This window comes from Acetivibrio saccincola, assembly GCF_002844395.1.
Lineage (GTDB): Bacteria > Bacillota > Clostridia > Acetivibrionales > Acetivibrionaceae > Herbivorax > Herbivorax saccincola.
Window position 1 is genome coordinate 802087 of sequence record NZ_CP025197.1, and the last position, 24623, is coordinate 826709.

25 protein-coding genes and 2 pseudogenes are annotated in these 24623 nt (G+C 35.0%); 18 read left to right on the forward strand and 9 right to left on the reverse strand.

Annotated elements, in window-relative coordinates; translation table 11 throughout:
- Window positions 1-95 precede the first annotated feature (95 nt).
- The 11 genes from HVS_RS03620 (at window position 96) to HVS_RS03670 (ending at window position 12483) form a co-directional block, all read left to right on the forward strand.
- Window positions 96-1826 carry a M56 family metallopeptidase gene (locus tag HVS_RS03620; RefSeq protein WP_159063371.1) on the forward strand — a complete coding sequence of 577 codons (1731 nt, stop codon included), beginning with the start codon at window positions 96-98 and terminating at the stop codon, window positions 1824-1826.
- 368 nt (window positions 1827-2194) lie between these two features.
- Window positions 2195-3634 (forward strand): ISLre2 family transposase, encoded by a 1440-nt coding sequence (locus tag HVS_RS03625; RefSeq protein ID WP_235827484.1) that lies wholly within the window; start codon window positions 2195-2197, stop codon window positions 3632-3634.
- Between the two features lie 744 nt (window positions 3635-4378).
- On the forward strand, window positions 4379-5179 hold the full coding sequence (locus HVS_RS03630) for a F0F1 ATP synthase subunit A (RefSeq protein ID WP_235827542.1): 801 nt from the start codon (window positions 4379-4381) through the stop codon (window positions 5177-5179).
- Entirely contained in the window at window positions 5176-5532 is a 357-nt protein-coding gene (gene atpE / locus HVS_RS03635) for an ATP synthase F0 subunit C (RefSeq protein ID WP_101299361.1), read from the forward strand. Before HVS_RS03630 ends, atpE begins: the two co-directional genes overlap by 4 nt.
- A gap of 13 nt (window positions 5533-5545) precedes the next feature.
- Complete coding sequence (locus tag HVS_RS03640; RefSeq protein ID WP_157942971.1) at window positions 5546-6025, forward strand: ATP synthase F0 subunit B; 480 nt, start codon at window positions 5546-5548, stop codon at window positions 6023-6025.
- Between the two features lies 1 nt (window position 6026).
- Window positions 6027-7832 carry a F0F1 ATP synthase subunit alpha gene (atpA, locus tag HVS_RS03645; RefSeq protein WP_108593937.1) on the forward strand — a complete coding sequence of 602 codons (1806 nt, stop codon included), beginning with the start codon at window positions 6027-6029 and terminating at the stop codon, window positions 7830-7832.
- 14 nt (window positions 7833-7846) lie between these two features.
- Window positions 7847-8764 (forward strand): ATP synthase F1 subunit gamma, encoded by a 918-nt coding sequence (atpG, locus tag HVS_RS03650; RefSeq protein ID WP_101299365.1) that lies wholly within the window; start codon window positions 7847-7849, stop codon window positions 8762-8764.
- Window positions 8761-10167 carry a F0F1 ATP synthase subunit beta gene (gene atpD, locus HVS_RS03655; RefSeq protein WP_101299367.1) on the forward strand — a complete coding sequence of 469 codons (1407 nt, stop codon included), beginning with the start codon at window positions 8761-8763 and terminating at the stop codon, window positions 10165-10167. The genes atpG and atpD overlap by 4 nt, the downstream gene beginning before the upstream one ends.
- The gene (gene atpC, locus HVS_RS03660; protein ID WP_101299369.1) at window positions 10164-10595 is read left to right on the forward strand and encodes an ATP synthase F1 subunit epsilon; all 432 of its coding nucleotides are present in this window, start codon (window positions 10164-10166) and stop codon (window positions 10593-10595) included. Before atpD ends, atpC begins: the two co-directional genes overlap by 4 nt.
- Window positions 10596-10691: 96 nt before the next feature.
- The gene (locus HVS_RS03665) at window positions 10692-11843 is read left to right on the forward strand and encodes a DUF6198 family protein (protein WP_101299371.1); all 1152 of its coding nucleotides are present in this window, start codon (window positions 10692-10694) and stop codon (window positions 11841-11843) included.
- 214 nt (window positions 11844-12057) lie between these two features.
- Window positions 12058-12483: a single-stranded DNA-binding protein gene (locus tag HVS_RS03670; protein ID WP_101299373.1), complete on the forward strand. Its 426-nt coding sequence runs from the start codon at window positions 12058-12060 to the stop codon at window positions 12481-12483.
- Window positions 12484-12509: 26 nt separating this feature from the next.
- On the opposite strand, the pseudogene HVS_RS17710 reads toward HVS_RS03670, so the two are convergent.
- Window positions 12510-12643, reverse strand: a pseudogene (locus HVS_RS17710) (sulfate ABC transporter ATP-binding protein); the annotation flags it as partial.
- A 278-nt stretch (window positions 12644-12921) separates the two neighbouring features.
- Here HVS_RS17710 and HVS_RS03680 point away from each other — a divergent pair.
- Both HVS_RS03680 and HVS_RS03685 read left to right on the forward strand, forming a co-directional pair.
- Window positions 12922-13788, forward strand: coding sequence for a metallophosphoesterase (locus HVS_RS03680; protein ID WP_101299375.1), 867 nt, complete (start codon window positions 12922-12924; stop codon window positions 13786-13788).
- A gap of 891 nt (window positions 13789-14679) precedes the next feature.
- Entirely contained in the window at window positions 14680-14829 is a 150-nt protein-coding gene (locus HVS_RS03685) for an HTH domain-containing protein (protein ID WP_101299378.1), read from the forward strand.
- A 63-nt stretch (window positions 14830-14892) separates the two neighbouring features.
- On the opposite strand, the gene HVS_RS03690 is transcribed toward HVS_RS03685, so the two are convergent.
- From HVS_RS03690 to HVS_RS16985, 3 genes are all read right to left on the reverse strand, one after another.
- Window positions 14893-15690 (reverse strand): ExeA family protein, encoded by a 798-nt coding sequence (locus tag HVS_RS03690; protein WP_101299380.1) that lies wholly within the window; start codon window positions 15688-15690, stop codon window positions 14893-14895.
- A 2-nt stretch (window positions 15691-15692) separates the two neighbouring features.
- The gene (locus HVS_RS16980; protein ID WP_242971667.1) at window positions 15693-15929 is read right to left on the reverse strand and encodes a hypothetical protein; all 237 of its coding nucleotides are present in this window, start codon (window positions 15927-15929) and stop codon (window positions 15693-15695) included.
- Between the two features lie 101 nt (window positions 15930-16030).
- Complete coding sequence (locus tag HVS_RS16985) at window positions 16031-16750, reverse strand: hypothetical protein (RefSeq protein ID WP_235827465.1); 720 nt, start codon at window positions 16748-16750, stop codon at window positions 16031-16033.
- Window positions 16751-17310: 560 nt separating this feature from the next.
- Here HVS_RS16985 and cas1 point away from each other — a divergent pair.
- The 3 genes and pseudogenes from cas1 to HVS_RS03710 all read left to right on the forward strand — a co-directional run.
- A pseudogene (gene cas1, locus HVS_RS03700) lies at window positions 17311-17766 on the forward strand (CRISPR-associated endonuclease Cas1); the annotation flags it as partial.
- A gap of 23 nt (window positions 17767-17789) precedes the next feature.
- Entirely contained in the window at window positions 17790-18071 is a 282-nt protein-coding gene (cas2, locus tag HVS_RS03705; protein WP_101299385.1) for a CRISPR-associated endonuclease Cas2, read from the forward strand.
- A gap of 87 nt (window positions 18072-18158) precedes the next feature.
- Window positions 18159-18404 carry a DUF4846 domain-containing protein gene (locus tag HVS_RS03710; RefSeq protein WP_341456960.1) on the forward strand — a complete coding sequence of 82 codons (246 nt, stop codon included), beginning with the start codon at window positions 18159-18161 and terminating at the stop codon, window positions 18402-18404.
- 37 nt (window positions 18405-18441) lie between these two features.
- On the opposite strand, the gene HVS_RS03715 is transcribed toward HVS_RS03710, so the two are convergent.
- The 3 genes from HVS_RS03715 to HVS_RS03725 all read right to left on the reverse strand — a co-directional run bounded on the left by HVS_RS03715 (window position 18442) and on the right by HVS_RS03725 (window position 20961).
- Window positions 18442-20217, reverse strand: coding sequence for a transglycosylase SLT domain-containing protein (locus HVS_RS03715; RefSeq protein WP_101299390.1), 1776 nt, complete (start codon window positions 20215-20217; stop codon window positions 18442-18444).
- A gap of 231 nt (window positions 20218-20448) precedes the next feature.
- Window positions 20449-20601 carry a sporulation protein YjcZ gene (locus HVS_RS03720; RefSeq protein WP_101299392.1) on the reverse strand — a complete coding sequence of 51 codons (153 nt, stop codon included), beginning with the start codon at window positions 20599-20601 and terminating at the stop codon, window positions 20449-20451.
- 93 nt (window positions 20602-20694) lie between these two features.
- Complete coding sequence (locus tag HVS_RS03725) at window positions 20695-20961, reverse strand: metal-sensing transcriptional repressor (protein ID WP_101299394.1); 267 nt, start codon at window positions 20959-20961, stop codon at window positions 20695-20697.
- Between the two features lie 475 nt (window positions 20962-21436).
- On the opposite strand from HVS_RS03725, the gene HVS_RS03730 reads away from it, so the two are divergent.
- Both HVS_RS03730 and HVS_RS03735 read left to right on the forward strand, forming a co-directional pair.
- Entirely contained in the window at window positions 21437-21805 is a 369-nt protein-coding gene (locus tag HVS_RS03730) for an ArsR/SmtB family transcription factor (protein WP_101299396.1), read from the forward strand.
- Window positions 21806-21816: 11 nt separating this feature from the next.
- Window positions 21817-23679, forward strand: coding sequence for a heavy metal translocating P-type ATPase (locus tag HVS_RS03735; RefSeq protein ID WP_101299399.1), 1863 nt, complete (start codon window positions 21817-21819; stop codon window positions 23677-23679).
- A gap of 86 nt (window positions 23680-23765) precedes the next feature.
- Here HVS_RS03735 and HVS_RS03740 read toward each other — a convergent pair whose 3' ends face one another.
- Both HVS_RS03740 and HVS_RS03745 read right to left on the reverse strand, forming a co-directional pair.
- The gene (locus HVS_RS03740; RefSeq protein ID WP_101299401.1) at window positions 23766-24170 is read right to left on the reverse strand and encodes a GtrA family protein; all 405 of its coding nucleotides are present in this window, start codon (window positions 24168-24170) and stop codon (window positions 23766-23768) included.
- 98 nt (window positions 24171-24268) lie between these two features.
- The gene (locus HVS_RS03745; RefSeq protein ID WP_101299403.1) at window positions 24269-24607 is read right to left on the reverse strand and encodes an SMR family transporter; all 339 of its coding nucleotides are present in this window, start codon (window positions 24605-24607) and stop codon (window positions 24269-24271) included.
- Window positions 24608-24623 lie beyond the last annotated feature (16 nt).

Below are 24623 nucleotides of genomic sequence, written 5' to 3' on the forward strand. Positions count from 1 at the left end.
TTAAAACTGTATTTTTTACCTTTTTTATATCCCCTGCCCACTGAACCCTCGTGAGTGTAGCAAAAATCAAAAATCTACAGAATATTTACCAAAGGGTGTTAGAAGAGATAAAGGTTAATAAAAATATACCTATAAAGATATGCAAGGTAATAAAAAGTCCTATGGTTCTAGGTTTTTGGAATCCAATTCTTTTATTGCCGGATATAGATTTTACAAAGGAACATTTACAAATGATACTGCGCCATGAAGCCATTCATATAAAACGCAGGGATATTTTATACAAGACAGTGATTTTATTTGCCAGGGCAGCTCATTGGTTTAATCCTTTAGTACATATTATGTCGGTGGAAGCAAACAAAGATGTAGAGTTATCGTGTGATGCTGCAGTGGTTAAAAACCAAAATGTGGATTACCGAAAGGACTACAGTGAAGCAATACTTATGTCAGTTTATAGCGGGAACAGGTCAAAGGCTGTTTTTTTAACGTATTTTGGAGGAGGAAAGAAAATGCTAAAAAAAAGGTTTGCTAGTTTATTTGATTTGCGCAAAAAGAAAAAAGGTGTAATTTCACTGATACTTGTAGTTTTACTCATAGGTATCATGGGATTATGTATAAGCTGCAGTAAAACAGCGGAAGCAGGAGATGAGACAAAAAACAGAGTAGACGAAAATCATAAAACGGGAGCGGAAAGTGATGGAAATACCGGTGCAGAAGGTAAACGGACCATAGTTTATGAAAATAAAGTTCTTGGATTTTCATTAGAGCTGCCAGATGAATGGGAGGACAGGTATGTAGTAGAAGAATGGGAAAACAGTATTGGTTTTTTCAGCAAGAAAGTATACCAGCAATATAATGGTATGGGTCTTTTATTTACCATAGTCAGGGATGTAGGAGAATTAATAACAGAACAAGATATGCAGCAGGCTCCTCAGATGCAGCAAATTCTTCTTCAAGGCAATGGCTATACCTATTATATAAGGTGGCCTTCTGATGTTCAGTCACCTATGGAAGAAGAATTGAGCGATGATTATATGGCTATGTCCAGACAGGTTTCAAAAGTGGCTAAGAGTATCAGCCTTTTGGGAGATGAAAAGCCAAAGGCGTCAAACGAAGGATTTAAGGTAGTGGGTTCAAGTTTCTTTACTGTAGAAATACCGGACAATTGGGATATCAAACAAGAAGCACTGTCTGAACCTAGGTGGTATATTTATGATGAGACCGGAAAGGGGGATGTAGGTGCAATTGCTTTAGTTCCATATGACTTTGACGGCAAGTCGGAAGGAAAATATAAAGACAGCTATGGTGAAGTCCCTGTGCTTTTGTATGATGATGAGACATTAAGGGGAGCTACAATATTTTTTGATGTAAAACGTGTTGATAAGGATATAATTGATAAGATAAAAAACAGCTTTAAGTTTGTAAGCGGTCCTTTTAATGTAGTTGATTTGCAGACACAAGGGGAACAGTATCTTGCCCGGGGAGGCAAAAAAGTATTCGGAAAGATAGAAGATTTTGAAATGGAAAAAGGCGAACCTGTGGCTGTTAAAATAAATGTGATGGAGTTTATTCCTGATGGAACAGGCGATAATAATCCTAACGGTTTTCGTATTGAAGTTTTAAATAAAATTGAAACTTATCCATTGGATATCGGAACGCAAATTGTACCGTTGGTACCTCCAAATAACAGTAACTATGGTTTTTATGAAATGCCGTTATTAGACAGTAGCTTTTTAAAAAAATACGATAATTGCAAGCATTTTTACTATGATTTTATTATCGGAAGTGATGGAAAAGTAAAAATTGTTTTTGGACGCTATGTGCCATAAGGGTTGTTATTCTATCTTGAATTAAGTTTACGGCATATTAAGCCAAAAAACAGTAAGGTACACCTGCTGCAATTAATATAAAAACGTAAAACTCATATGTGCATTTTGAGTTTTTAGCACACTAAATGCAGTATATGAGAATTTTTTCAAGATATAAACACAGGGAAGAGAACAGTAACGTGTACATTTACTTCTTAAAGACGGATGATTACGAGGTAATGTTTGAAAGTAAAAACTTTAACCTTGAGTTAGCGTAAAGTTATTGTAGGGAATGAGACATAAAATACCATATATAATTGAAAAGAAGATGACATCCTGTTAAGATATTAATTAAGCAAAAATAATAAATAGAAAGGATGACATCTTCTATGTATAATAGTATACAACATTTTAATGAATTTGGGGTAAAAAGAATTGAAAAAAAGATAAAAAATTTTATTGAAGAAGGAAAAGACTTAGCTGATCTTGTTCTTGGTCTAAAAGAAGATTTATTTAAACTTGGACGCGATATACTTAAAGAAGTGCTTGAAGATATGGATGAATATTTCCGTAACTGTGAAATAAGGAAACAGTATTGGGAAATTATAAGAAAAGATAAAACAGCTATTTTAACGACATTTGGAACACTAAGTTATAACAGGACATATTTTAAGCATAAGGAAAATGGTAATAGACAACACCTAGTCGACAGGATTGTAGGTGTAGAACCACATGACAGAGTAAGTGCCGATGTTGTAATTAATGCAATAGATGAAGCAGCTGACAGCAGCTACAGAAAGGCAGGAGAAAAGGCGACATATATTGATGAAATCAGCAAACAAGCAGTGATGAATAAAATACATAATATTGAAATAGTTGAGCCTGAAATAAAAGTAGATAAAAAGAGAGAAGTAAAAATATTGTATGTTGAGGCCGATGAGGACCATGTAGCATTACAACAAAAAAGTATATTGAGACAGAATGAGAAGGGCAAGAGAAATACAATTATGCCAAAACTTGTATATGTGCATGAGGGAATTGACTTTGAAAAAAGTAATAAGAAGAGAAAAGTATTAAAGAATGTTCGATATTTTGGGGGAGTGTATAAGAATTCAGAAGATTTGTGGCTTGAAGTATCGGAATACATATATAAACAATATGACGTTGATTTTTTAGAGACGGTGTATATATCAGGAGATGGGGCGTCATGGATAAGGCAAGGAGTTAACTGTCTTTCAAAAAGTAAATTTGTACTTGATAGATACCATCTTCAAAAATACGTAAGAGTTGCGACCACACATTTAAATGATGAAGCAATAAGCCAAGATTTACAGGAGGCTTTGAATTTATCTGATAAAAAAATGCTAACAAAGGTTTTTAAAAAGATAATTGAAAAGACAGGCGATAATGAAAATAAAATAAAGGCTATAAAAAATGCAAAGCGATATATTTTAAATAATTGGGATGGTATAGAAATAAGGTCAAACAGAGGAATAGTGGGTTGTAGTGCTGAAGGTCATGTGAGTCATGTATTTTCATCCCGTTTAAGTTCAAGACCTAAAGGCTGGTCGAGAAAAGGTGTAGAAAAGATGTCAAAGCTAATAATATACAAGAAGAATGGCGGTAAGGTATATGACATAGTTATGGCACAAAAACAAAAAAAGTTAGCATCTAGTAGGCAAGAAATTCAGGAAAAATTAATTAAGGAATTAAAGAAGTCATCAAACAGGTATGAGAGTGTATGGAATAGTAATTTAACTGTTATTCATAAGGGGTGTAAAACTGGTTTATATAAAGAATTAAGGCGTATTATAGGTATATGCGGATAGGGATGAGGTAATAATAAAGCAAAAATTACGGGAAAGTTTACAAGTAAGCCTATCCAATAGGAATTATACATATCTGGAAAAAAGACAAAGAAAAAGAAAAAACATAAAAAAAGAAAAAGAAAAGAAAAAAGCAAAACTTTAGTACCATGACCCGCGGAGCCCTACTACTTGTCAAGGCCGGGCTTTGCCCGCTTGTTTTAGCCTTGACAAAATGGAAAATGGTACAATAGAAATACTTTTTTCTTTTAAAAGTAGCGTTAAAATGTGAAGGAACATAGATAACAAAACGTACTAATTTGTCACAAGTATTGAGTAAAATGAATTCTTTATAGAAAGAAAGAGTTATATGGTATAATAGACAATAAGTTAGAGGAATTATAAAAGAAAATAAGGCTCAAAATGATGTAAAACACTTTCGTTACTAAGAGACCGTTATTTGAAATAGTTGCACAAATAAAAAATGGGATGCCATCTACTTTTCTTTTTCCTACAATAAATTGACGCTATCTAACCTTGACAATAGTTTGACAAGGGAAAAAATAAGTTGTATAATCAAATCATGTCAACAAATCGGGGCTATCTATGTTCTGATGGGTTGTCTGTTTTTATGCCCATATAGTTGGCAGACCAACTAAATAGAGGATAATTTTTTTACAATATATAAAGATGTATTTATAAGAAGGGAGGTACTTTAAGATAAAAAATAAAAAAGCAGTAGTTATTGTCGTATGGATATGTGTTATATTGGCCTTGTTTGCAGGGGTTTTACTTACAAACAATCAGGCAGAAAAACACGAAACAGTTAAAGAAATGATGCGGGATGCCGTAATGCATGATGTAAATAAAATAAGTTTTTTTGGAATAAAAGATGTTAATCCGGGACTTATTTCAGCATTTACAGTAACTGCAATTATGCTGACTTTTGCATTAATTGTACGGCTGTTTGCAATTCCTAAATTCAAACGTATTCCCGGCAAATTCCAATTGATTTTGGAAGAAGTGGTTAGATTGTTTGATAATTTTGCAAAAAAGAACAGTCCGCATCGCAATGGGTTTTTGGGAGCCTATATTTTTGGTGCAGGTATGTATATATTTTTTGGAACCCTGTTTGAACTCCTTGGCTTTCAAGGGATTACCACAACTGGGCACTCCATTACCCTTCCGGCACCTCTATCAGACATAAATGGGGCAATTGCTTTAGGCTTCCTGTCCTATTCAGTGATTTTGTCCGGGGGTATAAGGGCAAATGGCCTGAGAGGACTGGGAACAGCATTAAAAGACTTTTCAATGCCTCTTTCTATGAGCTTCCGCCTGTTTGGGTCAATGCTCAGTGGAGTGCTGGTAACCGAGCTGGTTTATTATTATCTGTACCTTAGCTTTGGTCTACCAATTATAATAGGTGTATTATTCACTTTAGTGCATGCTTTAGTTCAGACATATGTATTGGTTATGCTTACATCCTCTTCCTATGGAGAGGTATCAAAACCTAAACAACAAACAAAAAAAGAAATATGCAGGCAAGAGCCTGCTGTTAGGGGGTTATGACAATTAAAAGATCAGTTTTTCCAAAAAAAATTTTATTCTGCATATTGGTATTATTCGTTATTTCTGTTTCTACTATTGCATATGCTGTTCCAGCTGAAGGGCAAGGTGTGGCAGCAGGGGCAGTGGATTCTACAAGTACAAAAGCAATTTCTGCTGCTGCTACCATAAGTCTTGGGGCTGTAGCCGCAGCAATTGCCATGGGTATTGCAATTGCAAAATCATCAGAAAGTATTGCCCGTCAGCCTGAGGCAAGAGACAGTATTAGAACCAGTTTACTTTTAGGACTTATATTTATAGAAACGGTTGTTATTTATGCCTTGGTAATTGCCATCATGATTATATTTGTATTGTAGGAGGTGGCATAAATTGAAAATTCCTTTAAATATAGATTGGCAGCAAATACTTTTACACTTGTTAAACTTTTTAATATTAACTTTAGGACTGTATTTGTTGCTATATAGCCCTGTTAAAAAATTCATGGATGAAAGGGCGGGGTATTATAACAAATTAGACAGCGAAGCATTAGAGAAATTAAAACAAGCCGGTGATTTAAAGGCATCTTACCAAGAACGTTTGGAAGGTATAGAAAAAGAGATTGAAGAAAAAAAGGCATGTGCTGTTAAAGAGGCAAAAGAAGCAGCTGATAAACTTTTGCAAGAAGCTGAAATCCAGGCTGAAAAACTAATTTCAGATGCCAAAGAAGCAGCACGGCAAGAGCGTGCTAAAATTTTAGAAGATGCACAGCAGGAGATAGCTGATATGGCAGTTTCTGCTGTAGAAAAATTACTTGCACAATCATCGTCAAGTGTACTTAACCAATTTTTAGATGTTGTAAAAAAGGAGTGAAATGAAAATAAATAACATAATATATAGCAAAGGCGCAAAAATTGAGGCGTTTTTGTACAGTGCTGAAGCTCCAAATGATAGGCAAATGCAAGAGCTCATCAGTTTTTTGAGAAAAAAATATAATAGTGATGTTACACTCACTTGGGTAGAAGACGTTGAGCTGTCAGATGGTTTCCGTATAGAAGTTGGAAGGGTGGAGGGTGATGATCCTCACAGTAATTGGAAACTAGACTCTGTATACGACTGGAGTTTAAAGGGCAGATTACAGCAATTAAAGGATGATATAGCCCAGCTTTCAGCCGGGGGCAGCAATATCATTCCTTTGATGAAAGAAACAATAAAAAACTGGACTCCGAAAGCACTGGAGCAGGAAATAGGAACGGTATTGGCGGTGGGTGACGGAATTGCTACCATAAGCGGTCTTAACAATGCTGCTTACCGGGAGATTGTGGTTTTCTCCTCCGGTGTTCGGGGGAAGGTTGTGGAACTTAATCGTGATGTAACCGGCTGTATTCTCTTTGATGAGGATCAAAGTGTTGCTGAAGGCAGCACCGTTAGAAGAACCGGAAGAACTGCAGGAATGCCGGTGGGAGATGAATTTACCGGTCGTGTGATTAATGCACTGGGAAGTCCTATCGATGGCAAGGGACCAATAAAAGCAGAGGACTATCTCCCAATTGAGTCCCCGGCTCCTGGCATTATTGACCGTAAGCCCGTTAGCAAGCCTTTAGAGACGGGAATTTTGGCAATTGATTCTTTGTTTCCCATTGGCCATGGGCAGCGTGAACTTATTATAGGCGACAGACAGACGGGAAAGACCACAATTGCGCTGGATACCATACTCAATCAAAAAGGCAAAAATGTAATTTGTATTTATGTGGCAATTGGTCAAAAGGCAAGCTCCGTTGCACATACGGTGGATATACTCCGGAAGCATGGTGCCATGGAATATTCAATTGTGGTTAATGCATCTGCAAGTGAGCCTGCGCCACTTCAGTATATAGCACCCTATGCAGGTTGTACATTGGGTGAATACTTTATGCGTAAGGGGCAGCGGGTGCTTATAGTTTATGATGATTTAACAAAACACGCCACTGCGTATCGCTCTCTAAGTCTTTTACTGGAGCGTTCTCCAGGACGTGAAGCCTATCCTGGTGATGTTTTTTACCTTCACTCCCGTTTATTAGAACGTTCGGCACAGCTTTCTGATGAAAAGGGAGGGGGCAGTATGACTGCACTGCCTATAGTGGAAACGCAGGCTGGTAATGTTTCGGCTTATATACCAACAAATATTATTTCTATTACAGACGGTCAAATATTTTTAGAAAGCGAGTTGTTCTTTTCCGGTCAGCGTCCGGCTGTGAACATTGGTTTGTCTGTTTCCCGTGTAGGGGGCGATGCACAGACTGAAGCAATGAAGCGTGCTGTAGGAACTCTCCGTTTAGAGCTGGCTCAGTACCATGAGATGGAAGTTTTTATGCAGTTTGCCAGTGATCTGGATGATACTACAAGGCAGCAGCTGGACTATGGTCACAGCCTTATGCAGGTACTCCGCCAGGAAAAACACCGTCCAATGAAGGAGTATGAGCAAATTATCATTCTGGTGGCGGCACTAAACCGCATAATGATGGGTGTTCCTCCTGAGAAAATTAGCGGATTTAAGTATGGGCTTTTAAATTACATTGAAAAAGAGGGATCTCATATAATAAGGAAAATTGAAAATGGCGAGTTTGATGAAAAAGTTAAAGAAGAAATTATAAAAATATCACAGGAATATTTAAATATTTTTCATGGCGGTGGAAAATAGGCGGTGATAAACAAATGAAAAATGCTAAAGAAATAAAAAGCCGTATTAAAAGCATTCAGGATACGAGGAAAATTACGAACGCCATGTACATGATTGCTTCAGCTAAGATGAAGAGAGCCAAAAAACAATTGGACTCCACAAGACCATATTTTGATGCACTGCAAAGCGAAATCAAACATTTGCACCAAAGAATGGAAAATGTAGACAGCAGATACTTTCACCCCACAGGCAGGAGAGATGAGCTTGACGTGGCTTATGGTGTTTTGGCGATTACTGCGGACAAGGGATTGGCTGGGTCATACAACAAAAGCGTAATTAAAGAAACACAAAAATTTATGTCCAGGCACCCGGATACTAAGCTCTTTATTGTGGGGGAATATGGGCAGCGGTTCTTCTTACGTCAGAAAGCGCCTGTTGTAGAAGACTTCTCATTTACGGCACAAAATCCAACAATGGACAGAGCAAGGGAAATTAGCATGGTGCTTTTGGAGTTGTTTGATAAAGGAGAACTGGACAAAATTTTTGTAATTTATACCGATTTGGAAAACAGCCTTACTACACAAGTGGTGACCACCAGGCTTCTTCCCCTTTGTCCAGACCAGCCTGTATCTTCTGCAGGGAACGGCATAGAGGGTGAAGCATCTATACCTTTTGAATTTTATCCTTCAGTTGAGGAAGTTTTAAATAATGTTGTAAAGAGTTTGTTTTCTGGTTTTATTTACAGTGCCTTAGTTAGCAGTTTTTGCAGTGAACAAAGTGCCCGTATGACAGCCATGAACTCGGCTAATAAAAATGCAGAAAAGATTTTGGAGTCACTTATTCTTGAATATAATCAAATGCGCCAGGCAGCCATCACCCAGGAGGTAACAGAGGTGATAGCCGGTGCAAAAGCACAGAGAAGAAAACATGAAAAGGAGGTGTTGCAGCCGTGAACTCAGGAAAAATTGTACAGATATCCGGTTCAGTTGTAGATGTGGAATTTGAGAAAGGGTGTTTGCCTAAAATAAGGGAAGCCCTGACTGTCAATGTAAACGGCAAAGTGCGTGTTATGGAAGTAGCACAGCACGTAGGAAGAAATACAGTCCGCTGTATTATGCTCAGCGAAAGTGAAAATCTTGCACGTAATATGAAGGTAACAGCAACCGGGAGTTGTATTCGTGTCCCGGTAGGTGAATGTACTTTAGGTCGGATGTTTAATGTACTTGGAGAGGTAATTGACGGTGGTCCTCCTATTTTAGATACAGAAAAAAGGTGGGAAATTCATAGAAAGGCTCCTTCATTTGAAAGCTTACGTCCTTCTACTGAAATATTAGAGACAGGAATTAAAGTTATAGATCTTTTAGGACCTTATCCAAGAGGCGGAAAAATTGGGCTCTTTGGGGGAGCAGGAGTTGGAAAAACCGTTTTAATTCAAGAACTTATTCACAATGTTGCGATGAAGCACGGTGGTTATTCTATTTTTGTGGGCATCGGGGAGAGAAGCCGTGAAGGGAATGAGCTTTGGAGGGAAATGCAGGAAAGCGGCGTTGCAGGGAAAGTGGCGCTGGTGTTTGGACAAATGAATGAATCCCCGGGTGTCAGAATGCGGGTGGGACTTTCCGGTTTGACAATGGCGGAGTATTTCCGGGATAGCGAGCAAAAAGATGTGCTATTGTTTATCGACAACATTTACCGCTTTGTGCAGGCAGGAAGTGAAGTTTCTACCTTGCTGGGTCATATGCCATCCGCAGTAGGCTACCAGCCTACCTTGGCGGAGGAAATGGGTGAACTTCAAGAAAGAATTACATCTACAGATAAGGGTTCCATCACTTCAGTGCAAGCGGTTTATATACCTGCTGATGATTTAACAGACCCGGCACCTGCTGCAACTTTTACACATCTTGATGCCACCACTGTGCTAAGCAGGAAGGTTGCAGAACAGGGTATTTATCCTGCTGTTGACCCCCTTGAATCAACCTCCCGTATCTTAGAGCCGGACATAGTGGGGGAAGAACATTATGAAACTGCAAGGGAGGTTCAGGAAATACTTCAAAAATACAATGAATTGCAGGATATAATTGCTATTTTAGGTATGGATGAGTTGGGGGACGAGGATAGGCAAATTGTAACCCGTGCTAGAAGAATACAGAGGTTTTTATCACAGCCAATTCATGTGGCAGAAAAGTTTACAGGAGTTTCCGGCATATATGTGCCGCTAAATGAAACAATAAGAGGCTTCAAAGCTATTATAAGCGGGGAAATGGATTCTTATCCTGAAGCTGCATTTTTCAATGTGGGAACAATTGACGATGTGGTGAAAAAAGCTGAAGGGATAAGGAGTGGAAAAATACTGTGAAGACTTTTAAGTTAAAGATTTTAGCTGCAGACAAGCCTTTTTATACAGGTCCCTGTGAATCATTAATCGTACCCACCCCACAGGGTAAATATGGCATTATGGCTAACCACAGCAATATTATTATAGCAGTAATTCCCGGAGCGGTTTTTTACCGGGTACCTGGGGAAGAAATGAAGGTTGCAGCAGTTTCCCATGGCTTTTTAAAAGTGGAGAATAATGAGGTTTTGTTGCTGGTTAGCTCAGCAGAACGACCGGAGGAAATAGATGCCCGAAGGGCAAAATACTCAGTACAAGCAGCAAAGCAGGAACTTTTGCGAAGTAAAAGCAAGCAAGAGTACTATGCAGCCCAGGCACATTTAGCACGGGCAATGAGTAGATTGCGGGTAAAAGACAAATATGATACTTTAAAAAACAGGGTAGAAGAATAAGATAATTCAAAATAATGATGGGAGGTATAAAAAATCGCAAAAATCTATGACTTAAAAATTCGCAACAAAAAAGAAGTAATAAATTACAAAATAAAAATGATTTCGAGAAAAGCTGTAGTAATGTTAATAGGTCTTTTTCTTTCATCCCTTGGTGTAAGTTTTTCTATAAAAGCAAGGCTTGGTGCAACTCCGGTGGGTGTATGCCCTGCAGTATTCAGTCCATATTTTGGCATAACAACAGGAACGGGAATGTCAATTTTACTCGGCTTGTTCTTTATAGCGCAAATGGTTATTTTAAAAAAGGAGTTTAGATCTTCTCATTTTATGCAGTTAGTCGCCACTGTTGTATACGGTTTCTTTGTGGATTTAACATCCGGCATTATATCCATTTTTCCTGACAGTACATTGTGGACACAGGTAATTTACTGTGGCTTGGGAACTGTTACCCTTGCCTTGGGTGTATTCACCATGCTTAAAGCTGAATTTATAATGCTTCCTCAAGATGCACTGGTAAAAGTAATATCTGTAAGATATAATAAAGAATATGGAAAAGTTAAAATTGTCTTTGACAGTTTATTAACTATAATTGCAGCCACTGGCTCATGGATTTTGTACCGGGAATTTTTCCAAGTAGGAATTGGTACAGTTGTTGCCGCTATATTTGTTGGGAAAATAATCAGCGGTTTAAGAGAAATTAAAGGATTAAATAATTTACTTGACCGGGTAATTAGTAAACCTATACCTGGCCGAGTGGTAAAATATGAGGGGATACAACATATGGATCTTCCAAAAACGATATCTTTATTGTATCGTAAAATGAATATTGAACTAAATGAAAGGCTTATGAAAATCGGACTTTCCAATGCACAGTCAAGATTATTGAAGCACCTCTATGCTAATGGGGGAATGACACAGGCTGACTTATGTAAAGAACTTGGGATGGATAAAAGTACCGTTGCAAAAGCATTGATACCTTTAGAAAAAAATGGTTTTGTATCAAAGACGGTAAATCCTGACGATGCCCGCTCTTATTTGGTGACTCTTACTCAGAAAAGTACCAAAATGATTCCAAAAACACTAGAAATTGTTTCAAGTTGGACTAAAGATGTGACATCAGGTATGACAGAGGCTGAAAGGGAACTTTTTTATAAATTGCTGCACAAAGTTGCCCAGCGGGCTGTTGTAATTTGTAAGAACGGCAAATACAGAAAAAAATGTACTTGCCAGAAAACCTGTGTCTGTCAATAATCGGATTGATTTACTGTGTTTATTATTAATATAGCTGTAATTAGTCCCTTGGTTGCTCTGACTTAAGGGTTTTGATTGTTATCTGTTTGTTTTTGACATAGCTGTGGTTAGTCCTGCCTGTTTATCCTGTCATTTTTTATTTTTTATTGTTTATTTTAGACAGAGGTTATGTTAAAATAACAGGCAAACATAAACTTTTTAAGGAGTGGTAATGTTGAACAAAGCAATGTTCATTGGAAGGTTAACAGCAGATCCTGAAATGAGGCATACTACAACTGGAAAATCTGTATGCAGCTTTAGAATTGCAGTAAAGAGAAGATTCGCAAGAGAAGGTGATGAGCAGCAGGCTGACTTTTTTCCGGTAGTAGCATGGGAAAAAACTGCAGAATTTTGTAACAACTATTTTAAAAAGGGTCAACAAGTTGGGATTGTAGGAAGAATTCAAAACAGAACTTGGGACGACCCGGAAGGCAACAGACGCTACATAACTGAAATAGTGGCAGAAGAAGTGTACTTTGCAGATAGTAAAAGTAGTTCAGGAAGTGGCAATAATATCACTGGTAATGACAATTTTGATACTTCAAATGTACAGGATAGCGGAGGCTTTTATCTAGCAGAAGATGACGATCTTCCATTTTAGCAACAACTTAAGTTTTATATAAAACCGCTGTCCAGCCTTTTTAGCTCGAGATTGACAAAATAGGATCTACTGCTCTGATAAAAATAATTTCTGCCCCAATAAACTCATTTTCCTGTGCTTCAAGGCTTATTTCAATATCGTGGGGTCTGATGTAGCTTATGCGGAATTTTATCCCATGTCAATAGATTTTTTATAAAAATTATAATTTCTATCGGTTTAGTTGAATTAAATTTTAAAAAACAGGCTGCTATATATAAGAAATATAGGGGAAATATATCTTGACGGACGGATGAAGCAATAGAAGGGTGAGGAAGCTAGGAATAAAAAAGGTTTATTTCCTGTAGTATATATGTTAAAATAACAGACAGTGACTTCCATTTTAATGATAGTTTAACTTTAAAAACAATGTAAATGTATTAAGAAAAAGGTAGATAAAAAATGAAGGCTGGAAAAAGAAAAATTTTATTCGTTGTAATTTTATTGCTGGCATTTGCTGCAAGGATATATGTTGATAATAATTTATTGGAAATATCAAGGTATAAAGTAACATCAAATAAAATCCCGGATTCCTTTGATGGTTTTAAGATACTGCAACTATCAGATTTGCACAGTAAGAGTTTTGGGGACGGAAATATTAAACTCATGGAAAAAATTAACGGTGAAAATCCTGATATTGTTGTTATGACAGGTGATATGGTTGATTCAAAAGATACTGATTTTGATGTGTTTACTGATTTGGCCGGGGAGATAAGCAAAAACTATGATACTTACTATATTCTGGGTAATCATGAACAAAGCCTAAGTAAGAAAAGACGAAAAATGTTAACAGACACCCTTACTGAATTTGGCGTTAAGGTTCTTGATAATGAAAAAGTTACAATTACAAAAGGCGAGGATAGCATTAATTTGTATGGGCTATGGTTTAATCTTAGATATTATAAAGATTCAAGCAATGAGTATACAAAGGATGTTTTTTTTGGGGAAGAACAAATTAAGAAAATTTTAGGTAAGCCGAATACTGATTCATATAACATTTTATTAACTCATAATCCGCTGTATGCTGATACTTATTCTGACTGGGGAGCGGATTTAACCCTGTCCGGACATATTCACGGAGGTATAATAAGGATACCTTTTGCAGGCGGGGTGTTTTCTCCTGAAAAGAAGTTTTTCCCTGAATATGACGGAGGCATGTATCAGGTTGATGACAAAATATTAATTGTAAACAGAGGATTAGGCAACAGTAATTTTGCACTTAGAATATTCAACCGTCCTGAGATATTGGTAATTACCCTTTGTAATTAAAACATCACATGTCCCGGTTCAATTAGATTTTATTTCCTGTTTAAATACATCTCATGTCCCGGTTCAACCAACATCAAATCTGAAATTAAAAAATGACATAATGTTTCTAGGTCATAATTATACTATAATTCAAAATTTTTTTCCAACTGTTTTGCCAAAAAGTCAAAAAAAGTTTTTATAAGCTATAAATACATATGTAGAAGACTTTGTTAATGGGGTTTACTTGGAAAAAATCCAAGTGTTTAGAGCCTTATTTTTGATTTTATATCTTTTTTTAGAAGCATCATATTTATTAAAAAATATTAAAAAAATAGGTGGGCTCCTGTTTTTTTCTTGTAGTAAAAGTTAGTATTTAGTAAAAAATTACAGAAAAATAAAATGATAGAGACAATGTAAATGTTTATTCATGAAATTATAATTGGTCAATTGTATAAGTAGAGTTTCACATAAAGACTTATTTAAATATATAAATAAATATCAAAAAAATAGAAAAAGAAAGTTTTAATATATAGTATTATCAATTGTAAATGCACTTAAATAATGTGTTCAGAGATTTAAAAATATGCTTATTGTATTTACAAAAAAACTATATGTGTCAAAATATTAATAAATTTACCAGGCTAAAATTTTTTCAATTAAAGTAACCTATGTTAAGATATTTACAATTACGATAGTAGTGTATAAAAATATAATCCCATTGGTTTAGCCGAAGAATGTTAAATGTTCTAGACATATCTAAAAAAGTAATATAGAATAATAATTGTCAACAAAATAAATACAAATCTTTAAATTTCAAGTGCTATTCTAATTAGATAGTATATGTGTAGTATGTGTTTTGTAAATATATAATTTTAAGTTAATGATATTATTAATTTTTTAGGGGGTATCAAAATGAGCCAAGTCGGAAATGCATTGAATATGCTTATACTTCTTAAAAGCAGAGGTAAAATGAAAGCAAAAGAATTAGCAGATATTTTAGAGGTCAAAGAGCGCACCATACGTAGATATAAAGAAGATTTAATGTGTAAATTTTCAAATTAAATTAGATAATATTTTCAAATTATTTTAGGTCAATTTTACCACAAATTAGTGAATATTTTCAAATTAAAATAGGAACGCGATAATCAAATTTTCAAATTCTTCATCTACATGCTTTTGCTTTATTGAACAAGCATACATAAGGCTTGAGGTTGCAAGGCTGTTAACAAGGCGGGGTACGCCTTTTGATGCAGAATAAATAGCTTCAATTGCAGCCTGGGTAAATATATTTTCATGTAAACCGGCAGACTTTAGCCTTGTAAAAATATAGTCTGAAAGTTCCTCAGGCTTTAACCCCTGCATTACGTATTTTACGGCTATACGCTGCTTTAAAGGTGCATTTACCGCTAACTGTAATTTGTTCCTGATTTGCGATTGCCCCGACAATATTAATATAAAAGGATTTTCAGAGTCCATTTTAAAGTTAAATAAAAGCCTTAATTCTTCAAGTATGCTGTTTGACAGCATCTGTACCTCGTCAAGGATAATAACCGGAGTAATTTTTTGATTATAGTACAAAGACATTATTGCTTGTTGTATCTGATGAAACATTGTAACCTTTTTATGTGAAGGCACTTCTCCTAAAGATATTAAAAGACCCCGGTAAAAATCCATAACGGTAACTGTTGAGAGAGAAAAATAGCAGGGTTTGTAAAGTCCCGGATTTAACCCGGCTGAAAATTTTCTTAAGGCGGTGGATTTTCCCATTCCCGGTTCATCGACTAAAAGAAACATTCCCCGGATGTTTTGAATATATTTAAATCTTGAATTTAATTCCTTAATATCTTCACTTTCATAAACATCAGAAATATCAATTTCTTTTCCAAAAGGATTGTATTTTAGTCCAAAAAACTGTCTGAACATAATTATTTCTCTCCTTCCATAATTGTTTTAAATGAAATTGTTTGTTTTGGTTTAGGCATGTCAGCATGTGTTACAGATACTTCGTTATTTTGTAAATCCACTATTAACTCAGAATTTTTAGGTCTGCCCCTTCGTTTCATATGGGCATTGTCATGAAAATTAACCTGCAAGGCTTCACCGATTTTCTTGCCTTCATAGTATATGAATACCGGCTCTTCTAAACTCTTAATTTTATTCATATTAAGTTGGGATAAAAATCTTTTTCTAACTGTTAAAAAGAACCTTTCTATTTTTCCCCGGCTATGTGCAACAAAGGGTTTCGAATGTATAAGAGCGCATCCTACGTCCGCGCACATAAATTCAAACTGCTGTGAACGGTAAATCTTCCCATTGTCCGTATAGAGCAGGGAAGGTATGCCTCTTCCTGTATGTAAGGTCCATACATTAAATCCCCATACCACAACTCATTTATATATTGATGTGCAAATCTTTTAATTTCTTTTTTCTCTTCAGTTTCATAAATGCTTTCATGATTTGAAAATTTTAAAAACCTGTATAGTGTGGTAAGTGATATTTGCCCTTCTTTTAATATGCCTTTTTTTATTAGTTTATCATAGATGATTGTAGTAGGCGCTTTAGGATATTTTCTTTTCGTCTCAAGGATTTTTTCAGCAAGTTCTGTATCTATTTTTCTACAATTACCCCTGTCTTTCCGGTATCCGGGTTTTAATGCATCCAATCCTCCACGCATGTAATCACAGTACCAGGACTCTATTGTTTTAGGTGAATATTTTCTTATGCCATAGTGTGGCATTTCTACGGGTTTTGATGAAATTTGAGCATAATAGTCCTTACGATTATTCACTTGTCCATTTAGGATCGGACTTATCAGTGAAAATCTTTTTAACGCAATGGCATTTCTTACCTCTTCACTTAACATATTCCTGACCTCCTGTTGCATTTTTAGGAAGCCATGACCGGTCAGGCTGTTCTTTCCCACGGATGTTACCATAGTTATTTGCTCAAGTAAAGGAAAATATGGTGTTGCGGTTGATTTCATTAAAAATTTTTCATAAGACGCTTTTTAAAATCCTATTTTAATGTTATAATCATGCTGCAAGAAATGTTTTAGCGGTAGCTTGATAGTATTTTTGAGAGAATAGTTGAATGTTGGGGAATTCTCTTACTACTATTGCTAAAACGTTTCTTGCTTTTTCTGTGTTTCCAAGAGTTTCATCCGGTAATTTCACTTTGTGTATTATTTGTCTTAATCCATTTTGTATTGTATTGAGATTTTTAATGAATTTTTTTCTGTAATAGTATAGAATTTGCCTTGAAAACTGTACGTTGTTTTTTAGATTTAGTTGTTTTATAACTGAATTAATACTACCTTTACGATAAAATAAATTATATATGTATTCAAAAATATGATTTATTGCATTAATAAATCCGGGTAAACAAAAGTTAGGAATATATGATATGGTGCATCCACATAGAGGACATATATAGCGAGTGAAAATATTTTTTCAAATTGCGGTAGGGTTAAAAATTTTTTTCACCTATTTTAATGTGATAAAATAAGGGTAGATTTACCTAAATTAAAATGAAAATCTACAATTAGAAGATTTTATTATGAGTAAAAGAGTAAAAAGACCACCTGACAACCCCATTAATGCACTGATTTCTTTTGGGAATAGTCTTTTGTATTCAAAGACGATAACTCAGATTTACCATACTCACCTCAACCAATCAATAAGTTTTTTACATGAACCTAGTGAGGGGCGTTTTTCTCTTAGTCTTGATTTAGCAGAGGCATTTAAACCTATAATTGTATTCAGAACTATATTTGAATGTGTAAATAATAGAAGAATACAGGTATCAAAGCATTTTGAAAAGAAGCTAAATTATTGCATACTTAATGAAACTGGAAAAAAGATATTTATACAGGCATTTGAGGAGAGAATTAACAGTGTTTTTGAGCACAAACAGTTAAAAAGAAAAACTACTTATAAAAATGCAATAAAACTAGATGGGTATAAATTGATTAAATTTATTTTAGAAGGCAAACCATTTTAACCATTTGATATAGGAGAATCTGTATGAGCAATAATTATAATTATGCTTTTTTATTTTATGATATAGGTGAAAAAAGAGTACATAAAGTATTTAAAATATGCAAAAAGTATTTTAAGCATCATCAAAAATCTGTTTTTCGCGGAAATATAACACCTGCAAATCTCATAAAATTAAAAAATGAGTTGAAAAAAGTAATTGATGAAGATAAAGATTTTGTAACCATTATAAAACTTCTAAACAGATATACTTTTGAAGAAGAGACTCTGGGTAAGGATATTAAGCAGAGTGAATCGCTAATTTTTTAACTTTTTCAGCCTGTAACTAATCTACATTATTATGATAAAATACAGTTTAAATTTGTAAATGCATTTGTTGCAGATTATGCAACCTGGATGGAAGGGAATAGAATTGTAGTTGAAGGAAACCATGCATATTGGGTACAGCAGGCAGAGTACTCAAATGATTTTAGAAGTTTTAGAAATTATTTTGATATGGTTTTTGCATATGCAAATACAGTAAATTTGGAAAGACAGCTAAAATGCGTGGATGTAAAAGATATGCAGATTGGTGACGTGTTTATGGAAGCACCGCTTCCCGGCCATTGTGTTATTGTTGTTGATATGGCAGAAGAGGATTAGTAAACCTTCTCATATTAATAATTACTTCTCCTTATAATTACTCATTTTCATAGAGCCACTTATATATATAATAAGAATTTTTAACTTTTGTTATATATTCCTGGGTTTCAAAAAATGTAATTGCTGTGGGAAAGTCTTCTTTGGAGGTTCCAAGAGGACTGTTACTCCAGCGTGAAACATTGCCGGGTCCTCCGTTATAGGCAGCTAAAGCTTTGTCCACATCTTCTGAAAACATATTCAGCATAGAACGGATGTAAAATGTTCCAAATTCTATATTTATTTCAGGGTTGGTAAGGTCATTGTCTTCAATTGTCATATTTAGTCTTGATGCAATGTCTTGTCCGGTGGCAGGCATAATTTGCATAAGTCCTATGGCACCGGCCCATGAAACAACATCAGCCCTGTAGTAGCTTTCCTCTCTCATAACGGCCCAGATTAAATAAGGGTCTACATTATATTTTTCAGCTGATTTTTTTACATATTCCTCAAAAGGAAGGGGATAGGCAAGTTTATAGCCCTGCCTGTTTGGTTTATCATTTAAGGAACGAAGTCCCCAGACTACTGACTGGTAAATATCACCTTTTTTAAGGTACCAGTCCCCAAGGGCAAGCTTTTCTTCCACTTTGGCAAATTTACTTCCTATTGAAAGTTCAATTTCAGATGCCTCTTCAAGTCCGTTTTCTTTATATAATTCCACCATTTCCAAAAACTCAGGCTTTTCATATTCAATATCCACAATATCATCCCATGAATATTCCTGTTGGATTCTTTTCATCCAGGACGGATGCTTTGAAAGTATTTCCAGTAAATTATCAGTGTTTTTATTCATGCGCTTAGAAAGTATATATGCCCTGTAAGCAGCGTCATCCTGGTAAGAACCTTCAAGCTCCGTTACTTTAAGGTAGGTTTTAAGTGCAGCTTCCTTCATGCCGGATTCTTCCTGCATACGTGCGGCTTTCCAAAGGGAAACGGCTTCATTGCTGCTTTTGAAAGCTTCTAATGCAGCATCAGTCATGCCTTCGTTTTCAAGGATGATTCCCAAACGGTAAGCCCCTTTTTCACCTATAGAGGAGTATATTTCTTTTGCTTTTTCCGTTTCTTCAGTAAGCTCTAAAGCCCTGCCATACCACCAGCCTATATCACTGTCTTCCGGATTGTGCTCATACAAGCTTTCCAGTACCGGTATAGCACTTGTATATTGCTGCTTTTCAAAAAGTGCACGGGCATAATACTTTTTCATTACAAAATCATTTTCACTTCTGGGTTTTGTGAAATTTTCAAGGGTGTCCCAGCTTTTAGTTTCCACCAGGGCTTTACAAATTTCTTCATTATCCGCTTCTAAATCTATTAGTGCCTGCAAGGCCCTTTCCTGAGGGAGTATTTTAAGATATTCATCTATAGCCTTTTCCCTCTTGTTGTTTTTAGCCAAGAAAGATGCATAGTTAAATCTTACATCATTTGTAGGATATAACTCCAAAGCAGTTTCATAAAACCCTTCAGCATCTTTGTTTTTTATATTGTAGTTATTTGCCAAAATAACATTTGAATAATACCCTATTGCATTTTTGTTTTTTGATAGTTTTAATAAAAACTCATCCCTCACCTGTTGTCTGCCTTTTTGAACGTCCAATAAAAGATTTATAATATCTATTGCATTATCCGGTTGGTATTCGCCATTTTCATTAACAAGATTTTCAAGTTCAGTATTGTAATCAGGCTGACGGTAATGTTGGCGGTAATAATAAAATGCCCCGCCCAAAACAGCCAGCAATATCAGAATACCTGTTATACTTATCAACAATTTAGCCTTCATAGCATTAGTATTCCTTTCATTATATAAAATAATATTTAATATAAAATAATATTTATTATTCTATAAAACTAATATATAAGATATACTAACACATTTTATTCATTTATGGGAGTAAAAAAGACAAAAAGTCAGCAAAAACAAAAAAATACCACAAATAATTCAAAATATTTGTGGCATGTTTTGTAAATGTTATGGTTTTATAAGTACTTATTTTTATTGGTATAGAACTTCTTATTCGTGTGCGACACCGCCAAAGCCTCCGCAAGATCCGGAACCAAATAGAGGTAGGAGAATAATTATAATCAGGATGATAAGGAAAATTACAAATGAACCGCCAAAACAACCTCCGCCGCCTGATACTGCTACTCTTTCGTCAAATGACATATTGCATGCTCCTTTCAATTTTAAGTTGATATGTTTGATATTTACAGTACATATTATTCATATGGTATTGTAAGTGTTACAAAATTTTTTGTTTTATTGTCTGGTGTATTTGCTTATGATATCAATAATTTCGTCCACTTTTTCATCACCGTTACCTTCAACAAAAGCCTGGCGGACGCAGTTTTTTATATGTTTTTCAAGTATTTTAAGATTAATTTTTCTAAGAAGGGCCTGTACAGCTAAAATTTGCTTTGATATATCAACGCAATATCTGTCATCTTCAACCATTTTTATTATTCCTTCCAGTTGTCCTTTGGAAGTTTTCAATAAGTTCATTATTTCTTTATCTTTTTTAACCAATTTACAAACCTCGTTTCATAGAAATTTTGAATTTTATTTTGGGTTTCTGCATATATTTTATACTTTTTTAAGGGTATATTCAATAATACCCGTTTTTGCTTTTTATTATTGTTTTTTTTAACTGTTTGACAGGGAATAAAATCCGGAAGTCCATGGCTTTACTTGGTTCGGATTTAGTTCGGATATTGTTTTTTAATATTGCTTGACAGGGAATTAACAATGTAATATAATAATAATTGAACATATGAACATATGAACATATGAACATATATTCATATGAATTCGTATATACAATATTTTATGAATGCATATATACAATATTTTTTAAACGGCTTATAATTTACCAAAGCATTGATTAGTAAAATGTTAATTTAGCAAAATATTAGTTTAGGAAAATACCAATTTAATAAAATGCTAATTTATTAAAAAGAGTTAACAAAATTAGCAAAATATTAATGCAAAAGGAGATGAAATAATGGAGGAAAAGGAAAAACAATTTGACAAATGTGACTGCACTGTTATACATGAAGATGTAGTCGAGAAAGTAAGAAGTATAATGCCGGAAGAGGAAGATTTATATAATTTGGCGGACTTTTTTAAAGTATTTGGTGACAGTACAAGAATAAGAATAATATGCGCCTTGCTTAACTGCGAAATGTGTGTATGTGATATTGCAGTTCTTTTAAATATGACCCAATCCTCTATATCCCACCAGCTGAGAGTGTTAAAACAGGCCAGGTTAGTTAAATTTAGAAGGGAAGGCAAGGTTGTATACTATTCATTGGACGATGAACATATAAAGGAAATTTTTAACACAGGTCTTTTACATGTAAAAGAAAAGTGAGGGATTTATATATGAAAAGAAAAATAGACTTGGATAAAGCTAATATTATAAAACTTGCAGTTGGGGGGGTTCTTTTTTTTACAGCTTTATTAGCTGATCTTCCTTACTGGGCTAATATTGGTATATATTTAGCAAGTTATATTATAATTGGCGGGGATGTTCTTTTAAAATCCATTAAAAATATTTCACGGGGAGAGATATTTGACGAAAATTTTCTTATGGCAATTGCAACAATAGGTGCCTTTGCAATTAAGGAATATCCTGAGGCTGTTGCAGTTATGCTATTTTACCAGGTGGGAGAGCTTTTACAAGATATTGCGGTGAGCCGTTCAAGAAATTCCATTGCAGAACTTATGGATATAAGACCTGATTATGCTAACCTTGTTATAGGGAACAAAACTAAAAAAGTGTCTCCTAAAGAGGTAAAGACAGAAGATATAATACTTATAAGGCCAGGTGAAAAAGTGCCTTTAGACGGGGAGGTAGTTGAGGGAAAATCAGTTGTGGATACCACAGCACTTACAGGGGAATCTGTGCCCAGGGAAGTTAAAGAGGGAGATGAGATTCTTTCAGGGTTTATAAATAAAAACGGTGTTCTTAAAGTTAAAGTTACAAAAGAATTTGAAGAGTCCACAGTATCTAAGATATTAAATCTTGTGGAGAATGCAGCCGGCAAAAAAGCTGCTGCAGAAAAGTTTATAACAAAATTTGCAAAGTACTACACACCGGCAGTTGTGGGAATTGCTGCAGCACTGGCAATAGCGCCTCCTCTTCTTATCCATGAAGCTACGTTTTCCCAGTGGCTATATAGGAGTTTGGTATTTTTGGTAATTTCATGTCCATGTGCCCTTGTTATATCTATACCATTAGGTTTTTTTGGCGGCATAGGAAGTGCATCCAGAAATGGTGTTTTGGTAAAGGGGGGGAACTATTTAGAAGCTTTAAACAGCCTTCATACCGTTGTGTTTGACAAGACAGGCACCCTTACAAAAGGAATTTTTGAAGTTGCAGGAGTATATCCCCAAAATGGCTTTAGCAAAGATGAACTGTTAAAATATGCAGCTATGTCAGAAGAATATTCCACTCATCCAATAGCGGATTCAATTAAAAAAGCCTATGGAAAAAAAGTAGACAGAAGCAATATTGACAGCTATGAAGAAATTTCAGGTATGGGAATAAAGGCAAAAATAAAAGGAATTGATATATATGCAGGAAATGCAAAACTTATGAATTTATTAAATGTAAAATATAAAGAGGAAGATTATATCGGTACAACTGTCCATATAGCTGTAGGTGGAAAATATGCAGGGGTTTTGGTGATATCTGATGAGTTAAAAGAAGATGCCAAAGAGACTGTAGAAGATTTAAGGAAAATGGGAGTAAAAAAGATTTCAATGCTTACCGGGGATAGCGAAAATGTTGCCAAAAAAGTTGGAAGTATTTTAAATTTGGACAAAGTATATGCAGAGCTTTTACCCCATGAGAAATTTGAAAAGCTGGAGCTTTTGGAAAAAGAAAAGCCTCCTAAGGGAAAGCTTTTATTTGTAGGTGACGGGATTAATGATGCTCCTGTCCTTGCAAGGGCAGACATAGGCGCAGCAATGGGAGGACTTGGCTCTGATGCTGCAATTGAAGCTGCGGATATTGTACTGATGACAGATGAACCTTCAAAGCTTATAACAGCAATAAAAATTGCCCAAAAAACCAGAAGAATTGTATGGCAAAATATAATTTTTGCTTTTGGTATAAAATTTGCTGTTTTACTTCTTGGAGCCGGAGGCATAGCATCAATGTGGGAAGCTGTATTTGCAGATGTGGGGGTTGCACTGTTGGCGGTTGTAAACGCAATGCGAATTATAAGACCCCAAAACTAACCGGGGATTTCCGTTTAAGATAATTAATTTTCTGATTTTGTAGCTTTTGCCGGGGCTTAAAAGGGATTTTTAAAGGGTTTTACTTTTTACTTAAAAACAAATTTTTTATCTAAATTATATTTTACTATATATCCTATTGAAAGTCCTATAACAGCTCCGGCATATTTAGACAGTTCATGCTCAAACAACTTGTCAAATAAAATTTCAAATCCCCAAAATATTAAAGTTGTAAATACCCCCATAAAGGAATATAAAATAAACTTTTTTGCGTTTTCCTTTTGATTTTTTGTGTGATAATAAAATATGTATTTTTTATCAAGAATATATTTTATTACAAGCCCGGCAAGTGTACCAAAAAACATGGATATATAGATGGCATATTTTTCGCTGATAACATTTTCAATTGCAAAATCAACAATGCGCTGAGTGGAAAGGTTGCTTAACATTGAAATAATTGCAAAAATAGTGTATTTTAAAGCTATAGATTCCATAAAACTTCCCTTCTTTAAATTACTTTGACAAATTACTTTGACAAAACCAAACAAATGAATCAAATTATTTTATCAATAAAAAATCACTTTAAATAAAATCACTTTAACAGCATAACTCCAAGGGTTATAAGAATAACACCTGCAAAGCTCTGCAAGCTGAAATTTTCTTTAAGAACTAAAATTGCCAGTATATAAGTAATTACATATCCTATACTGTTAAGAGGACGGGCATAACTTAGGTCATAATGTTTTAATACAAGCATCCACAAGAGAAAACTAAAACCATAACTGAGAAAACCCGATATAACCCACTTGTTTGTTGCCAATTCAAGAAAAAATTTTAAATTGGTCTCCTGGGTTTTATCAATTCCCATTTTAAACATTACCTGACCAAGGGCACCTAATAATATTGATAAAAACAGATATACTTTTGGCATCAATTTTAAAACTCCT

Bases quoted from the DNA above. Each gene is read 5' to 3' on its own strand.
- HVS_RS03625 (WP_235827484.1), top strand. From the start codon at position 2,195: ATGTATAATAGTATACAACATTTTAATGAATTTGGGGTAAAAAGAATT.
- atpE (WP_101299361.1), top strand. From the start codon at position 5,176: ATGACAATTAAAAGATCAGTTTTTCCAAAAAAAATTTTATTCTGCATA.
- atpA (WP_108593937.1), top strand. From the start codon at position 6,027: ATGAAAATAAATAACATAATATATAGCAAAGGCGCAAAAATTGAGGCG.
- atpG (WP_101299365.1), top strand. From the start codon at position 7,847: ATGAAAAATGCTAAAGAAATAAAAAGCCGTATTAAAAGCATTCAGGAT.
- HVS_RS03665 (WP_101299371.1), top strand. From the start codon at position 10,692: ATGATTTCGAGAAAAGCTGTAGTAATGTTAATAGGTCTTTTTCTTTCA.
- HVS_RS03680 (WP_101299375.1), top strand. From the start codon at position 12,922: ATGAAGGCTGGAAAAAGAAAAATTTTATTCGTTGTAATTTTATTGCTG.
- HVS_RS03685 (WP_101299378.1), top strand. From the start codon at position 14,680: ATGAGCCAAGTCGGAAATGCATTGAATATGCTTATACTTCTTAAAAGC.
- HVS_RS03690 (WP_101299380.1), bottom strand. From the start codon at position 15,690: ATGTTCAGACAGTTTTTTGGACTAAAATACAATCCTTTTGGAAAAGAA.
- HVS_RS16980 (WP_242971667.1), bottom strand. From the start codon at position 15,929: ATGAATAAAATTAAGAGTTTAGAAGAGCCGGTATTCATATACTATGAA.
- HVS_RS16985 (WP_235827465.1), bottom strand. From the start codon at position 16,750: ATGAAATCAACCGCAACACCATATTTTCCTTTACTTGAGCAAATAACT.
- cas2 (WP_101299385.1), top strand. From the start codon at position 17,790: ATGAGCAATAATTATAATTATGCTTTTTTATTTTATGATATAGGTGAA.
- HVS_RS03710 (WP_341456960.1), top strand. From the start codon at position 18,159: ATGGAAGGGAATAGAATTGTAGTTGAAGGAAACCATGCATATTGGGTA.
- HVS_RS03715 (WP_101299390.1), bottom strand. From the start codon at position 20,217: ATGAAGGCTAAATTGTTGATAAGTATAACAGGTATTCTGATATTGCTG.
- HVS_RS03720 (WP_101299392.1), bottom strand. From the start codon at position 20,601: ATGTCATTTGACGAAAGAGTAGCAGTATCAGGCGGCGGAGGTTGTTTT.
- HVS_RS03730 (WP_101299396.1), top strand. From the start codon at position 21,437: ATGGAGGAAAAGGAAAAACAATTTGACAAATGTGACTGCACTGTTATA.
- HVS_RS03735 (WP_101299399.1), top strand. From the start codon at position 21,817: ATGAAAAGAAAAATAGACTTGGATAAAGCTAATATTATAAAACTTGCA.
- HVS_RS03740 (WP_101299401.1), bottom strand. From the start codon at position 24,170: ATGGAATCTATAGCTTTAAAATACACTATTTTTGCAATTATTTCAATG.
- HVS_RS03745 (WP_101299403.1), bottom strand. From the start codon at position 24,607: ATGCCAAAAGTATATCTGTTTTTATCAATATTATTAGGTGCCCTTGGT.